Here is a 16,104-nt window from a genome sequence, read left to right on the forward strand (position 1 = left end):
AGACCAATAAAAAGGACTACAACTATGGATAAGTATAATACAGAAACTTCGTTTTAAAAATGTTTTTCTTCACTAGTGTTGTAAAGATCCCCACTCTAACTAAATCAATGATTTGGTTAGAGTGGGGATCTTTGCAACACTAGTGACATCTGATAAGAAGGGAACGGGGAACTCTATTACTTTTCAACCCACACTAGCGATTCATCCGTAAATGCCTAATCGGTTCTTTCCAATTTCATGGGATTCGACGATTTTCCAATGATAAAACTTTTTTTCGTAATAAATTGAAACTGCACCGTCCATACATCTGTTTCTTTATGGTCTTTATCTTATTTACGCTACCTTCAGCTAAACCATTGTTATATTTATGAGTAATCGCATATTTGACTGCTGGGAAATCATTTAAGAGACTACCCACAAACTTTAATAGAGAGACATCATCAAAATTTTCTTTTACAGAAGACATCCAGCTTTTAAAAGACTCTAGATCTTGTTTTTTTAAACAATGACGAAATCTCCAAACTAATTCATAGAGTTGTTTGTATTTTGGATGCTGATTGAAAACTAATTCCAATAACTCACTATCAATGACGGGAACTTTCTCAATCGGTAAATAGAATAGTTTAATTAACCATTTTCGTTCTAATATTTCAATGGATTTCCCTTGATACTCTTCTTTAAAATGTTTATGAAGACGACGTTGCCGGGACATATATCCTCGAATAGCATCTACTGTTCCGGTATATCCTTTTTCAGAAATAATTTGAAAAATCTCTGAGTATGTTTTTCTTTCTTTACGAAGCGCAAGCACTTCTTTGCGATATTTTTCTAATTTACCAGAACGATCGATCCCATATTGTCCGCTGAGAGAAGAAGCATCTTTTCCTAAATATCTTACAATTGTTTGAGGCGTGTATCCTGTAATATCAGTTATTTCGGAAAGGGCAACTCCTTTTTTGGCAAGGGCTCTCACTTCATCAATTTGTTGTTGTTTTTCTTCCATTAGCTCATTATGATGTCGTTCCCAAAATATTGCTTTATCTTCCGGAATTTCCTTCTCCTTCATTTTTATATACTTGGAAATAGTTTTAAGGCCGAAGCCTGTTTTCATTCGAATTTCTTGCTGTGTCATACCGTCGGTATGCAGCCGTTTTACATAAACAATTTTATCTCTTCGTGAAGCATATAGAAGAAAATCTTCAAATTTTTCATATTTTTCATTGGAAATCTCGATTGGAATCCTTGGCGGGAAAGAGTGGCGCATGAATGTTTGAGCGAGTTCACAAAGACGAGCAACCAAATGAAATCTATCGGTGACTTGTATTGCATGAGGGAATGCTTTCTTAATCGCTGCAGAGTATGTACGAGAACCATCACGTGACACCAGCTCAACACATTTGAATTTTTTAAGCCATTCGATCACATCCTCTTTTTCACGAGATTCCAGCAGGTCAACAATTTTCCCAGTTTTGATATCTACCATAATTGTGCCATAACGTTGGCGTTTCTTCAGAGCGAAATCATCAATGCATATTTCAGCTACATCATAATCTACGTGAATTTTTTTTTTGCCCAAGATAATTACATAGACTACTCTTCCTTACTATGATTCCCATTTCTTCAAGGTCTTTAGTCATACCTACAGAACTCCGACTTTCTGCTAAATCAACAATTAGTTTCATCAATCGTGTTGTTTTTCGTGCATTTCGTTCCCTAAAAGGGAACGTCTCAGAAAATGTTTTTTTAGAACAGTCAGGATTTTGACATTTGAATCTTCGTATAAGTAAATTTAAATAGACTGTCTTACTTTGAATCGGTAGATCTTGAATTTTAGTAGTATAAGAATCATGAATATTGGTGGATTTGCAGCGACATGTGGGGCACTTTGCCGAGGTAGAAAGTGCTTGCGCTTCGTAAAGAAAGAAAAACATACTCAGAGATTTTTCAAATTATTTCTGAAAAAGGATATACCGGAACAGTAGATGCTATTCGAGGATATATGTCCCGGCAACGTCGTCTTCATAAACATTTTAAAGAAGAGTATCAAGGGAAATCCATTGAAATATTAGAACGAAAATGGTTAATTAAACTATTCTATTTACCGATTGAGAAAGTTCCCGTCATTGATAGTGAGTTATTGGAATTAGTTTTCAATCAGCATCCAAAATACAAACAACTCTATGAATTAGTTTGGAGATTTCGTCATTGTTTAAAAAAACAAGATCTAGAGTCTTTTAAAAGCTGGATGTCTTCTGTAAAAGAAAATTTTGATGATGTCTCTCTATTAAAGTTTGTGGGTAGTCTCTTAAATGATTTCCCAGCAGTCAAATATGCGATTACTCATAAATATAACAATGGTTTAGCTGAAGGTAGCGTAAATAAGATAAAGACCATAAAGAAACAGATGTATGGACGGTGCAGTTTCAATTTATTACGAAAAAAAGTTTTATCATTGGAAAATCGTCGAATCCCATGAAATTGGAAAGAACCTATGGGGCATTTACATTCATCCTCAACAAAGTTGTTCAAAAATTCATCTTCATCCATTGCAATGAAAATTTCTTTCCCAATCTTTATTAAAACTTGACCAGTAGATAAAGCAAACGAACCGCGCTTTGTATCTAAGGAAATTTTCCCTATTGATTTAAATTTTTTTGTTTTTGTAATTGGTAGTTGATCACAGAATACGGCCAATTCTTTTAACTTGTCCGGTGCGTATTTAAAAAACTCAATCGGAGCTTCATTGAAGCAAGTTCCTGAAGACCTGATTTGAGTTTGCATCTTCTCTGCCAGTACATAACTTTTTCCTCGCAGCCGATCAGATATTGCTGAAGCGACCGAAGTGAGCGCGCCATTGTCTCTTTCTAAGTAAATACTCTCGTAATAATCTTTCTTTATCACCACAGATTTAGAAAGCTTTTCTTCCGACTTACCAACAAGCGTACAAGCTGTTTTTATAGAGGTGGCGTATACCATAAACTCTGAACCGTCTTTGAAAGTGAGGGTATAAATAGAATAATTCCGTTTCTGCCGTGTTTTTTTTTCTGGCACTATTACTTGCTGAATAATCGGATTAGCTACTGAGTTCTCTTTTTCGTACGCTTGTAACAACTGAAGATTACTATCTTGCTTGCTTCGTATCTCTTTGTACTGATCGCAATACACGCAATATTTATCTTTTCCTAACCCATGAAAGAGATCGGGATCCTCTTTGTGCAACGAAACGATCTTTTTAATTTCAGTTGCATACTGCTCATGTAATTTCCTTGCTTGTTCATATTCCAATAATGTCATTCCTATTTTCCTTTCCGTATGAATGTCTCCGTTTTTATTCTATAGGTTACTATTGATCGCCATTAATTATTTAATTTTTTCCATATCAATAAATCTCATGGCCTCGATCTTAATTAGTTTAAATATTTAATTACTGCGATTTGACGATACAAAACATCGATACTAGTCTTATGAGAGATATAACGTTTACATAAACCGACAATTGGAAGAAGCTGATGACCGTCGATAAAGAATTGTTGCTGTTAAAGCAATATATTTTAAACACATATCCGAAAGAATTAGAGTATGTTTCTGCTACAGTAATTGAATGTTGTTCAGGATATGAAATCTATACTTTTTTATACAATCAGAAACGGAATCAAAGCCAAAATGTCAGATGATAACGTCCGTCGCTTTTTAAATGATTACGAAGTAACCGCATGGCAAATGGCTCCTGAATTGCCACATTTACATCCGCATCTTTTCCGACACTCAAGAGCCATGCATCTTTATGTTGCAGACGTTCCGTTGCCGTTAGTGAGCGGATGGTTGAGACATAGCCAAATGGAAACGACACGAATTTATGCTCAAGCAACTATTGAAATGAAGAGAGAGGCTTCAAAAAAATTAAGTAGTAGTGAACAATCTGTATTTAAACAAGAGTTGCGTTTAAATACGCAGAGGACGATGAGTGGTGTTAAAAATTCTCTGCGGATTGAAATAGTTATACCGATATCGGTATAATCTGCCAACATGCTTGGTACATGTCGGCGACTTCGTTCGGTGTAATGTCAAATCGAGTTGTGATAAGTCTCAAAAACTTTTTCCCTTTGGTTAGAATCGTAACCAATCGAAACCGTTCAGTATGATAGTTCATACTGCCACCAAGAATTACTTGTTGGTCACTGATAACTTGTCCATCCGTTGTTCGGACATGCGCATGTTCAATTTGATCTAAGAATGTGATTTTTGTATTCGATCTTATCCGATTCACAAAGATGTAACCATTATTATGTAATCGATCAAGTAGTTTGTAATCAAAGTACCCACGATCCACCACATAGGTAGTTTCCCGATTTATCAATAAAACATTCGAACTGATTTCGATCATGTACCTCTGCGTTTGTGATAGTAAAGTTTTCAGGATATTGATTTTCTTCATCGATATAACAGATGTTCAGATGCAGTTTGATACCAGCTTTTGTTTTACAAAATTTCGCTCAAGGAAGCCACATTTTGTTCAACGGAATCGTTGGGGAATCACTGAGTTGAAGCATCGATGTTTTGGATCCTGGTTTTTGGGTAGAAATTTTTTGAACAAGCTGAATAAAAATATCCATCAAAACGTCGGAATGAATCTGAGATATTTTACGGGAAAGAGAGCTGTGACAAACCGAACCCAAGTGGAGCTCTGTACAAAGTAATGGATCCATAAATGCACGATCGATTTCTCGAAAGCTAGGTAGCTCCTCATAAACAACATAAAGCATGAATTTTAACGACGTTTGAAAATCTAATTTTTTACTGTAATTATCGTATTTATTAATGCTATTCTGGCTTTTCTTCAGACAGCTCCGAAAAGTTTATTGAAGAAAACCATAAAAAAATTTCTGTATTAAACTTATTTATGGTTTTTAGTACTTTTTATTGTTTTTAGTCATCCGAGAACAATATAAAGGATTTGTTTGTGCATGGATAGCTTTAGAACAAGGTTTCTAACATAGGAAATCTTTGCAACACTAGTGATTTTCTTTATATAAGAAGCGTAGAAAGGCTCGAGTGCCACACAAAACAAACTCAACCATTTTAGGACGATAACCTAATAGTGTTTTGACAAAATCATTTAGATTAGTAGCTGTTATTTGTTCAAGAATGATCCCATTGCCTTCTATAAAGCACAAAAAATTTTCTGCTGTTCTACTATAGCTTTCCTGTGTAGATTTAGCATATTCTGTGAAACGATTATCTTTTTTGAACTGTTCCAATAATTTTAAGTGCTTCGTCTGATTAACTTTATTTAGAGTTTGACTATAACGTCGAAGAACAATTCCGTGTTCTTGGAAGTCCCCCAGCATACGGACGATTCGGAATAAATACGCATTACTTTGAGTAAGTGTACCGGCTTGTTCTTTAGCGAAGAAATCACATTTTTCATCGACATAGCGCATAGCGACGGATTCTGAAAAATAAAGTTCATTTTGCGAATCAAAATAGGCAATAAGTCTTTTCCAGTTACTTCGATAATAATTTAGGGTGGCTTCTTTATAACCACCCCTTTGAAGCTCTTGATCTAGCAGTTTGATAAGTTCTTTCAGTTCTACTTTTTCTTTCATGATCTTGCCTCCAAAATGTATTTTTAGGGATAGCCCTAAAAATAATCTTGGCAGTATATAGTTCATTGAGCAATTTATTATGCGTAGTGTTTCAGCCGTAAGGCTCCTATCCATGCGGCTTCTACGCTTTCACTTTACATTATTCTTTACTGTGCATTAGGGGGATTCCTTATGTCTATTGTACAACAACCTACTCTATTTGATCTACAAATTTTAGAACAACTAGATATTGAGGAGAAATATCTAGCGATTTTCTCCCCACTAGATTTATCGTCGCTCGTCTTTCTTTTTCAAAAGGATACTTCTGTCGGAGCACCGATCACTGTAAATTATGAAGCCGCTGTTCGTGCGTTAATTGTTCGTTATCTTGAAGGAATTCCGACCGTCGCTGCGTTGGTTTCAAGAATCAAACAAGATGTTCGCTTTAAACTTAGCTTAGGCTTTTTGTATTCTGAGCGCACTCCGTCAGAAGCTACATTCTCTCGAATTTTACAATCGCTTGAAAGAAACAGTCACCTTCTGGAAGAACAAAACAATACGTTACTTAAACACATTGATCGGGAATTTACTATTTTCTCAGAAGCAGTCTCTCTTGATGCCACTGCAGTAGAAGGTCATACTAAGCCGGCTGAAAAATTAAAAGCACAAGTCTCCAGTTGCGCCGATCAACGTGTAATGACAACGGAAGAGATGAAGGCTCAACTGCCTATTTCGCCTCAATGGGGAATCAAAGCGAATAGCCAAGGAAAAAATAATTATTGGTTTGGCTACAAAGCGCATTTAGCAGTTACTTCTGAATCACAGTATATTTTGTCCGCCATTTTGACTTCCGCCAACATCTCAGATGTCAGTATGGGGATTCCTTTAATGCGAGAGTTGAGTATACTGGGAATCAAAAACACGCTAGTCATCTTTGATAAAGGATACGACGCCAAAGGCATTTATCAAGAAGCCCATGCTCTTCATTTTGAGCCAATTATTCCTCTAAAACGAATCGCTAAAAATGATGGCGAATGGACGAAGGAGTATGCGCCAACTTGCTTTTTAGAGTATGGCTATAACTATGACAGCTTCGATACTCGCTATAATGCGTTGAAATTCACTCGCCCTTTAGATAAATGCCAAAGTTGTGCGCTTTTTCGAGAAAACTTGTGTCAAAAAGTGATTAAGATCAAACAACACAATGATCCGAGAAAATTCAATCATCCCGCACGTGGGACAAAGTCTTGGAAAAAGTTTTATGCCAAGCGAAGTGCCGTCGAAAGAGTCAATGGCTATTTGAAGGAACATATGAACTTGAATGATACAACTTATTACAAAGCAGGTGCAGTAAAGGTTGAGCTCTTGCTTATTCAGCTAGCATACAATGCCAAGAATTACGCAGCACAACGATTAACACAAATAAATTTGAGAAAAGAAATAGTTGCCTAATTTCAAAAAAAGTGATTTTTGAAATTAGACTAGTGTTTGTTTTTCTAAAAAGCTGAATTATGAAATTAGCTCAATTAGAAATAATTTATGCTAGTATTTCATATTCAATACTCGTGGTGCTAGTTGATTTTAGAAACGCCCCAAAGAGTATTTTAACGTTTCTCCATAACGTTCTTGTGCCTTAGAAAGCATTAAACAGTAGACAAGCAAGATGCTTTCTAATCGACTTTCAAACCCTAATAATGACCTACTTTTAAAATTCTGAATCCCAAAATTTTCCCAACTAGAAAACACCGTTTCAATCACCTTGCGGTGTTCAGATAATAATGAATCGTTAAGTTTATTGTTATTTTTGGCATTCTTTTTTACTGGAGTAGATAGCTCTATACCTTTATTCAACAGTCTTTCTTGCATGTCTGAGCTAACGTAGCCCTTATCGCCCAATAGTTTTTCAATAGGACAATCAAAGGCAAGTGTTTCAGCCATATTCACATCATGAATTGAAGCTTTAGTGACTGTGTAAGTTAAGGGAAAGCCAGTTTTGGTAACCATAACACTAATCTTCAATCCGTAAAAATATAACTTTTTAGTTGAGTTGTAGCCGATATCAGCTACTTCAGACAAAACTTTTGCTCTTCGATTTCTTACGGGTTTACACAATGGGCTAGGAAAGCTGTCAATAATTGCAAAAAGTTGATCTTTAGGATTGGCATGTTCAATCACAAAACGGTAACGAATGAGTTTAATAGCTGTGGTTAGGTTGACACATAATCGAGTAAATCTTGATCGATCAGGAAAATGTTCTAATGCTAAAACGCTCCGTACGGAGCGATATATAGCTCTTTGAGTAGTTAATCCATTCATCATTCCCCATATAACACAAGAAATGATGACGGTATCAGGTTGCTTTAACAGATGAGTGTTCTTTCGATTTTTTATTTTCGCAGGAACGTATCTTTTGTAAAGTGACTGAATGATTTCTAGAATTTCAGAAAACATTAGTTGAGTATTTGTGTAAATTTCGATATATTTAGTTGACCAAGCTAAAGATAGCTTGAACAAATAAGCTTCAAAAACCTTGATATATAAAGCTTTCTCTACTGGGAACAGTAGAGTTTTTTTGTTTGTTACAGAAATTATACCAGAGATTTTCCATGTGACATGAAATCTGCAAAAAGGATGGCAGTTTCTTCCTCAGCACTTTTAGTAACATGGGTATAAACATTCATTGTTGTCTTTATGTTTGTATGACCCAGACGGGATTGAACTTGTTTCATTGTTGCGCCAGCTTCAAACAGTAAAGAAGCGTGTGTATGTCTAAAACCATGTGGAGAAATTCTAAACACATCTGGATTTTTTATATAGAAACTTTCTAACCAAGGTTGAGGCGTCCTAGGATACATTGGAAGATTATCATATTTTGAAAAAACAAGTTGGTCATTTTTTTTGTGTTTTCCTAATTGATCTAGCTCTCTTTGCTGAGAAACATACCATTTTTGTAGTAATGAGAGAGTGTGATCATCAAGAGTGATCTTCCTATTTGCGGCTTTTGTTTTTGGTTTTTGAATTAACAATTTCCCCTTTTTACCTACCGCTAGAGTTTTATTGATTTTTAAAAATTTCATTTCAAAGTCAATATCATTCCAATGCAAAGCTAAAGCTTCGCCTTTTCTCATTCCCGTATAGGCTAGAAGAGAAAAAAAGACATAGCGAATCTCAGGGAATTGTAATTTCATATCAGATAGAAAATCGATTAGTTGATCTCGTTCATAAAATTTTTTATGTTCTTCTTCATCTAGTTGAACTATGGGTGTTAATATCTTAGCCATGGGATTTACGTTTAACTCTCCAATGGATAAAGCGTAATCAAATATCATTCCAGCATAATTGATAAATCTAGAATATCTCTTTGGACTTTTTCTAGACCAGCAATTTGCAATTTTTTGGCAAAAAGTAACAGTAATCTTATTTATTCTAAGATTTCCTAATTCGGGAAGAATATGTTTATCAAAAATCATTCTGGTATTCCAAAATGTACTTTCCTTAACTTTCATCTTATAAACGATTTCAAACCATTCTTCACATACTTCTTTATAACTTCTAAATTTAAATTGTTGAGAAGGACCATTTTCTTGATAGTCAATTTCTAATTTAGATAACTCAAGTTTTGCTTCTTTTAAAGTTTTAAAACCTCTACGAGTTTTTTCTATTTGTCGTCCTGTCACTGGATCAAGCCCCAAATATTTTCTGAACATGTAGGCTGATGATCCATCTTTTTTTGTATATTTTTTGATATTAGTACTCATTTTTCTCTCCTTTATGTGTGGGGCACATAGGAAAAGAAACTAACTTTCATTAGTTTGTTGAAGACATAGTTTTTTCAAAATTCTTATGAGAAATCTATGCTTTTTGTGTTGCTTAAAATCTATTATTGATACTTTTTTCTCTACTATAGGTAGAGAACAAAAGTAGCTACTATAATTTTTCTCTATTCTCTAAAATGAATTTTAATTGATGATAGGTTTCATCAATTTTGTCAAAAGGGACATTTTCAACTGCAGTGGAAGTAAGTATATTGTGCTTGTCATCAAATACTGGATCACCTTCATTGTATTCAATTTTTGGAAAACAGAATTGTTTAATGTATTGGATTTGTTTGACAAGTGTATCCATCGAATCAAAAGGAAGCGAGTCAAATAAAGGATCAAGAAATACAAAATTACCTTGTTCATCTACAATGGCTGAACCTTCTTTGTCAGTAGCGTGTGGTTGGCTGAAGAAGAAGTGTTCAATGTATTTAATATTACTTGACAGTTTATCTACAGGTTCACCAATATCTTTCAATGTTTTTTCCGCTTGGAAGATTTGTCGTACTCTTTCATCATATTCATCAATTCTGTCTAATACGACAGGTACATCAGAAACCGCAATTTCTTTTAGTGTGCCAAATAATTGGATGGGGGAAGCATTCAAAACAGATGCAATGCGTTCCAAGGTTTCAAAGGTTGGGTATCTATTTCCCCGTTCAATATTTGAGATGGATTGCTTTTTCATTCCTAACTTATCTGCTAATTCTTCTTGTGACAACCCTCGATCTTTTCTAAGTCTCGTCACGTTTGCTCCAAAATTCTCTATCATTACGTTCACCTCTTCATTTATCATAGACTCTTTCTTCAAGTAAATCAACCTCTTTAGTATTCTTTTGAGGCACAAAAGATTCACAAATAAACCATTGACATCTTTTTAGAATCAAAGTATTGTATGTTTAAAGAATGTTTATATCCTTATAAAATATTTAGTATTCAAAAAAGGAGGGGTGAGATGGCAACAATTGATGAAACATTGATAGAGTGGCAGAAAGAGAATTTCAATAAGGTTTACCATACGATGAAAAAAGCATTGAAAGAAGCAAAAGAAGAACGAGATGTTGTGAAACAAAAATATTGTGCAGATTATTTTGGAGTAAGTGTGAATACATTGAAGTCTTGGGTTCAGTTTGGTTGCCCTGAAATCCGATTGGATTCAGGGATGGTTCTTTATAGTAAGCAAGCAGTTCGAAAATGGCTTTTACAATATCAAAAATAAACATGTGTGGGGCATAAGTGAGAGAAAAAGTAGTAGCTTTAGGAATGTACACTGATGAGCGTGGTGTGTGCACATGTCGCGGCGGAGCCAGGGACATTGTGCACACGCACACGCCAAAGTGTGCGTGGCTGGTTTTGTGCAGGCGCTTGCGCCTGCACAAAACATTTACCCCCCAATATCTAATAGGGGGGGTAGAAATAAAATAACGAATAGAAAAAAGCATGCGCAAGCTTGAAATAAAGCAGTTTATCGAAGTTGAACAATTGTGCGGGTAGAGGTGATTAAAAAGTGACACAAAAAAGGAAAATCCACTTATAGCAATTATCCAAGCGTGTTCTTTTCTTTTTCGGGAATTAAAAAAATGTTATTTTAAGGAGGAGTCGTGTGGAAGCGAAAGAATTACGAGCTTATCGGTATAAACTGGGTGTTCCTTATGGAAAAAGGAAACAAGTAAAACCTGTATCGCAACAGAAGTTTGCGGATATTCTAAACATTTCCTTATCTTACTATGAAAAGATGGAACGTGGAAAACGAGCCATCCCTGCTTATGTGAAAGAAACCTTAGATACGTATTTTCGAGTGTTTGTGAAAGAGGGCGCCAATATGCGGGTGATGATTGACTATTTACGCTTGTCCTTCTTTGATGCGGCACCAAAGGAGATTATTACGCGTGTATTGGGATTGGACGCTTCCGATTTTGAAACCAGACCTACCAGTTTGTATCTCTTTGATCAGGTTTCTGTGTGTGGCAATATTTGGGTGTTCTGGCATGCAAAGGAGACAATCGGCAATGTTCTGGTGCAATTTTCAGGGCAAGGCTGTCGAGAATATGAACAACGATTAGTAGAGGAGAAAATGGATTGGCAGGAATTTCTGTTAGACATTTGGCAAGATCAGGGGAAGTTAGAAAGTGGTTATAACCGTGTCCAATGCAGTCGAATCGATCTTGCGATTGATGAGGTATGGGAGCGAGAAGACTACGAATATTTTGATCTCTTTACCATTTTAGAGAAATACCCCAAAGGGTTGGTCACCGATCGGTTTAAGACCTTTGAAAACTATTGTAGCTATGTGACAGAAGAGGGGAGTTCTCGGAGTAAAGGGTTGTCGCTTTATTTTGGTTCTAGAAAATCGCCGCTTTACTTCAATTTTTATGAGAAACGCTTTGAATTGGCGCACAAGGAACAGTCATCTGTGGCTGACGCGCTGTTGAAACATGAAATCTACAATCGCTTTGAAATTCGATGTAGTGGTGTGAAAGCAAAGGAAGTCATTCACTATGTGATTTCTGGAAAAAATTTGGGAGAAATTGGCGCAGGCATCATTAATAGCAAACTGATCGTATATGATTTGTTGGATGACGAGACAAAAATTGTCAATGTTCGTTGGGCAAAGATGTTTCGAAGTGTAGGCGAGTTGACGTTCCATATGAAAGCCAAAAAATTCTCGCTTGAACGAGCGGAACGGTGGTTTGAGACACAGGTGGCCCCCACCTTAAAACTGTTACAGTTAAAGGACGAGATAGAAGGAAAGGATCATGTGGTGCGAACGATTAAAGATGCCGAGTTAAGTGTTGATCAGCAAAAATTTATAGAATCTTTTCAATTGATGGAATCAGAGGAATAAACTAATGCTGTATTCTGTTTAGCAAAAAAACAGCGTGTTCTATGTCACTAAATAAAGCATGTGGACTTGAAATTAAAAAGCACAAATAGTAATTACTGTAATTACATGGTATAATGATAGGAAGAAAGTGTGAATACGGAAACTATTGTATCAAATGATGGAAAAAAACTTGTGGAACAGCTTCTGTCCATAAGTTTGGTTTCTTAACTCCGAAAATGGATTGAAAGACATACCAAATAAGCTTACCTGTCACCATTTTACAACTATGTAGTTGTAATGGCAATTTGAGCTTTCAAATGGATATCAATACAAGCCATGACGGTATAAAAGAAGTTTCGATGTTTCGTTCGAATTTTCATTGTCTCCAAACCATGATCCAAAAGTACCTGTTTATTGATTCGCTCGGCCGCCGTACGTTGTTTGAATAATTGGCGAAATTTTCTAGATTGCCTTGGGATTTTTGTATAAAGTCGAAGATTATCTTTAGAGTGTGTATAGACGACACGACCATAAGGTCTGTCACTACAGCGCTGCTCTAAAGGACACGTACAGCTTTTAAGGGTAGCGTCAGGGCAACGAAACTTGAACCGTTGGTTCAAGTGGTCCTGTCATTTCCCCAAATAAGTCATAGGTAATCTGGCTGGACAAATGGGTGTTCCTTTTTTGTTAAAAGAGATATCACCGATGGCAGAGCGTTTCTCCGCTCTATTGTTCAAGTCGATTATAGCGGGAATTCTCCATTCGTTGAGTAAATAGTAAGTTGGTTGATTGTCCATAGCGCTGTCGGCGATAAACACCGACATATCAAGCTCGGGATAGAGCTCTTGGAATTCTTGTAATGCCATCAAAGCAGCTAGAGAATCATGCCTTTTGGCATCAATCAAGCGGACAGAAAGAGGGAGATCTTTGTGATAGACAGTGGAATAAGTCGTCATGAAAAAAGCTGTATACCCATAAAAATAGCTTTTCGTATGACTATCCCAGCCAATGTTTGCCAGTGGATCGGGGAACTTCCGCAAACATTTACAATGATAAATTCCTTTCTCACGACAAGCGCAAATCTTACGTCCGCGAGAAGAAGCACCTGTTCGAAGACAAGTCCCAGCACCTGAAACTACAGGTGCTTGAGCGATTAAACCTAATGCTAAAGAAGGTCGAACAGCTACTTCTTTGAATAGAAGCTGTAATACCCGCTCGGGCGTATCAGACAAACTAAATTTTTGATTTAGAATGTTTTCTGTAAGTTTAGTTGTTCGATCTCTGGGTTTCTTATCAGGGATTTTGCCATCTCCACCAATGTTTTTGGGTTTCTTTTTAGCGGTAAATGGCTTACGGATCGCCGCTTTTTCAGAAATAGGAACCAGACGATGCATAAAATCGTAGAAGGTACTAGTCCCAGGAACTTTCCTTCCCGAAAGCCCAACAAGCGCTCTTAGAATCAGATCGGCATACAGCTGACGGTGCAGCTCTTTTGGGGACCAGCATTTACGGGAAGCAAGCAGGAGACAACGGAAAAGAACCGTAGGGTCTGTTCCTGGTTTTCTAGTGGTGGAATAAAGGGGCGTGAGTAAAGGAAGGGCTGGATCCAAATCAAGGATTCGAAAAATGTTGATATCATCGAAGTGAAAGTCAAAAATTTCCAGTGGACATTTCGCTAACGCGCGATCAAGGTTAGATAAATAACAATCGTGGGTCATGATTTGATGAAGCATGAAAGTACCACCTTTCGCTGAGATACGGGAAACCCGTTCATGAGCGATTATGTAAGGCGGATATTCTTGTCAAGTGATATCCATTAAAACAAGGAGAAACTGAGGAAATCGGGAAATGATAATCCCTGAAAACCTCAGTGATTATAATACTTTGCGAGTTTCCGAACTCGCACAGAAACTTAATGAGGTGAATAAGATGGATACAGTAAAAACTCGTAAGCAAGGAAATGCAGTAATGGTAACTTTAGCTAGTAAGTTTGATGTTCCTGCGGGCAAGATGTATTACATTAATCAAGAACCTGATGGAACGATCTCATTGATTCCAAAGGTTGAAGATTATTTTGCACATGTAAGAGAAAATGAGTTTGTGGATGTAGAAGATGACATGGCAATAAGTCTTGAAATAGAGAGTAGGATACTGGATGAATAGTATTAAACAAGGAACGATCATTTACATTGATTTTGAACCGTCGAAAGGAAGCGAAATCCAAAAGAGAAGACCTGCCATTGTTGTTAGCAGAGATGAGTACAGCCTGTCTTCAAATTTGATTATTGTATGTCCCATAACTAGTACAAAAAAATCTCGGCCCTATTTTGTAGAAATCCAAAACGAAGTATTGAGAAATGGTAGTAAAGTCAATGCGAAACAATTGTATACGCTGGATTATACTTTACGTGGAGGAAGGAATGTGGAAATATTAGGTGAAGTACCAAAAAAAGAGTTCATAAATATAGCGCAACATATATTAATGAACTTCAATTTTCAGATTTGAAAATAAGAAGAGCTTGTCAAATCATTATTCAACGTGACTATAAGAAAAATTGAGTCTATTCTGCTAGATAGAAATTGTTAATAGATAAAAATGAGAGTTGATTTCTTTTCCTATGTGCCCCACACATCAAGGAGAGAAAAAGAAATGGACTTGAATGAAAAGATTAAGGAATACTCTACGAAACAAGGAAAAAAGAGGTATATCTCGAGAAACACATATATTGGAACATACAAGGATGGTTCGCAGAAGATTACTGATATTAGAGGTAAGTCGAAAGCAGAGATTCGAACAAAATATTTCAGATTTGTCCATGAGTTTGATCCAGAAGAGAAGTCACAAGTGAAACTACAAATAGTTACTTTTAGAGAGCTCTATGATTTATGGTTGCCACAATACAAAAAAGGTGTTAAGGAGTCAACCTATAGAGGAACGAAAAAAAGGGTAGAAAAATACGTTCTGCCTGATTTAGCGACTCAAAAAATCAGCGAGCTTACAGTGCTATCTCTGCAAAAGTATTATGATAAGTTCATGGAGAAAAATGGAACGAAATATTATCATCAAATTTTGCAAATAATCTCGAAAATTATTCGTTATGGTGTTAGTTTAGGCTTTGTTGATCAAGATCCAACAGAGTATGTGATTAAACCAAAGATAGAGCGTATAAAAAAAGAACGATTCTATCTGTCAAAAGAGGAACTGAAACGATTGTATAAACATTTAGATTCTTTAGATAATCGATATATTAACGAGGTTCAAAAAATATTGTTCAGAATGCTCGCTCAATCAGGAATGAGAATTTCAGAATGTTGTGCATTAGAATGGGGGGATTTGGATTTCTCAGGTAACACGATAGCAATTACTAAAACGTTTACGTTCACTGAAGAAGGTTGGAAGATTGGGACACCGAAAAATTTGGCTTCGAATAGAGTGATCGCAATGGACAAGGAAACGATGAAACGATTGTTAATATTTAAAGAGAAACAGGAGCATTATTTTTCTATTGTTGAAAAGTATGATGAGGATTTCATTTTTCTTTCTCGTAATGGAAATGTTTTGCATAATGCAAGCGTCTATGATATGTTGAAACGGATCATCAAAAAAGTAGGCCTACCAGATATTAATCTTCATAGTTTAAGACACACTCACGCTACTTTACTATTTGAGAGTGGTGCAACTCCGAAAGAAGTTCAAGTGAGGTTAGGCCATTCGAGTATAAAAACTACGATGGACACATATACTCATATCGGAGAGGATAGAAGTCAAAAAACAGTAGATATATTGATGAATTACCTTGGAACGTAGTAACTAAGTTAAATACTAAGGTAAATCTATTTACCCAAAATTTGAAGATAAAAAACACTCAAGCCCTTG

Annotated in this window: 16 protein-coding genes; 8 read left to right on the top strand and 8 right to left on the bottom strand. The window is 36.1% G+C overall.

From position 1 onward, the window contains the following. Positions 1–235: 235 nt before the first annotated feature. Positions 236–1,576, bottom strand: a complete 1,341-nt coding sequence (locus IGI52_RS15645; protein WP_438781691.1) for an ISL3 family transposase — start codon at positions 1,574–1,576, stop codon at positions 236–238. Further along, the gene (locus IGI52_RS15650) at positions 1,545–1,931 is read right to left on the bottom strand and encodes a transposase family protein (protein ID WP_438781692.1); all 387 of its coding nucleotides are present in this window, start codon (positions 1,929–1,931) and stop codon (positions 1,545–1,547) included. The genes IGI52_RS15645 and IGI52_RS15650 overlap by 32 nt, the downstream gene beginning before the upstream one ends. Here IGI52_RS15650 and IGI52_RS15655 point away from each other — a divergent pair. Together IGI52_RS15655 and IGI52_RS15660 are read left to right on the top strand one after the other, a co-directional pair. Beyond that, the gene (locus IGI52_RS15655) at positions 1,901–2,476 is read left to right on the top strand and encodes a transposase (protein ID WP_438781693.1); all 576 of its coding nucleotides are present in this window, start codon (positions 1,901–1,903) and stop codon (positions 2,474–2,476) included. The genes IGI52_RS15650 and IGI52_RS15655 overlap by 31 nt on opposite strands. Positions 2,477–3,663: 1,187 nt before the next feature. Beyond that, positions 3,664–4,017 carry a tyrosine-type recombinase/integrase gene (locus tag IGI52_RS15660; protein ID WP_438781694.1) on the top strand — a complete coding sequence of 118 codons (354 nt, stop codon included), beginning with the start codon at positions 3,664–3,666 and terminating at the stop codon, positions 4,015–4,017. On the opposite strand, the gene IGI52_RS15665 is transcribed toward IGI52_RS15660, so the two are convergent. Further along, a complete protein-coding gene (locus IGI52_RS15665; RefSeq protein ID WP_438781695.1) occupies positions 3,998–4,384 on the bottom strand; it encodes a transposase in 387 nt (128 codons plus the stop codon). The two genes, IGI52_RS15660 and IGI52_RS15665, sit on opposite strands and share 20 nt — an antisense overlap. Positions 4,385–5,012: 628 nt before the next feature. Further along, positions 5,013–5,606, bottom strand: a complete 594-nt coding sequence (locus IGI52_RS15670; RefSeq protein WP_438781696.1) for a hypothetical protein — start codon at positions 5,604–5,606, stop codon at positions 5,013–5,015. A gap of 171 nt (positions 5,607–5,777) precedes the next feature. On the opposite strand from IGI52_RS15670, the gene IGI52_RS15675 reads away from it, so the two are divergent. Beyond that, positions 5,778–7,037, top strand: coding sequence for a transposase (locus IGI52_RS15675; RefSeq protein ID WP_438781697.1), 1,260 nt, complete (start codon positions 5,778–5,780; stop codon positions 7,035–7,037). Between the two features lie 129 nt (positions 7,038–7,166). On the opposite strand, the gene IGI52_RS15680 is transcribed toward IGI52_RS15675, so the two are convergent. From IGI52_RS15680 to IGI52_RS15690, 3 genes are all read right to left on the bottom strand, one after another. Further along, entirely contained in the window at positions 7,167–8,036 is an 870-nt protein-coding gene (locus IGI52_RS15680) for an IS982 family transposase (protein ID WP_438782253.1), read from the bottom strand. A 137-nt stretch (positions 8,037–8,173) separates the two neighbouring features. Beyond that, positions 8,174–9,343 carry a tyrosine-type recombinase/integrase gene (locus IGI52_RS15685; RefSeq protein ID WP_438781698.1) on the bottom strand — a complete coding sequence of 390 codons (1,170 nt, stop codon included), beginning with the start codon at positions 9,341–9,343 and terminating at the stop codon, positions 8,174–8,176. 169 nt (positions 9,344–9,512) lie between these two features. Then, entirely contained in the window at positions 9,513–10,214 is a 702-nt protein-coding gene (locus IGI52_RS15690) for a helix-turn-helix domain-containing protein (protein WP_438781699.1), read from the bottom strand. Positions 10,215–10,358: 144 nt separating this feature from the next. Here IGI52_RS15690 and IGI52_RS15695 point away from each other — a divergent pair, with 144 nt between their 5' ends. Both IGI52_RS15695 and IGI52_RS15700 read left to right on the top strand, forming a co-directional pair. Further along, complete coding sequence (locus IGI52_RS15695) at positions 10,359–10,622, top strand: DNA-binding protein (RefSeq protein ID WP_438781700.1); 264 nt, start codon at positions 10,359–10,361, stop codon at positions 10,620–10,622. 384 nt (positions 10,623–11,006) lie between these two features. Continuing rightward, positions 11,007–12,248, top strand: a complete 1,242-nt coding sequence (locus IGI52_RS15700) for a replication initiation factor domain-containing protein (RefSeq protein ID WP_438781701.1) — start codon at positions 11,007–11,009, stop codon at positions 12,246–12,248. A gap of 608 nt (positions 12,249–12,856) precedes the next feature. Here IGI52_RS15700 and IGI52_RS15705 read toward each other — a convergent pair. Continuing rightward, entirely contained in the window at positions 12,857–13,960 is a 1,104-nt protein-coding gene (locus IGI52_RS15705; RefSeq protein WP_438781702.1) for a transposase, read from the bottom strand. A 196-nt stretch (positions 13,961–14,156) separates the two neighbouring features. On the opposite strand from IGI52_RS15705, the gene mazE reads away from it, so the two are divergent. The 3 genes from mazE to IGI52_RS15720 all read left to right on the top strand — a co-directional run bounded on the left by mazE (position 14,157) and on the right by IGI52_RS15720 (position 16,035). After that, a complete protein-coding gene (gene mazE / locus IGI52_RS15710; protein WP_438781703.1) occupies positions 14,157–14,390 on the top strand; it encodes a type II toxin-antitoxin system PemI/MazE family antitoxin in 234 nt (77 codons plus the stop codon). After that, positions 14,383–14,733 carry a type II toxin-antitoxin system PemK/MazF family toxin gene (locus IGI52_RS15715; protein WP_438781704.1) on the top strand — a complete coding sequence of 117 codons (351 nt, stop codon included), beginning with the start codon at positions 14,383–14,385 and terminating at the stop codon, positions 14,731–14,733. The genes mazE and IGI52_RS15715 overlap by 8 nt, the downstream gene beginning before the upstream one ends. Before the next feature lie 144 nt (positions 14,734–14,877). Beyond that, positions 14,878–16,035 (top strand): tyrosine-type recombinase/integrase, encoded by a 1,158-nt coding sequence (locus IGI52_RS15720; protein WP_438781706.1) that lies wholly within the window; start codon positions 14,878–14,880, stop codon positions 16,033–16,035. Positions 16,036–16,104: the final 69 nt, after the last annotated feature.

Source organism: Enterococcus sp. DIV0187, from assembly GCF_051713785.1.
Lineage (GTDB): Bacteria > Bacillota > Bacilli > Lactobacillales > Enterococcaceae > Enterococcus_A > Enterococcus_A avium.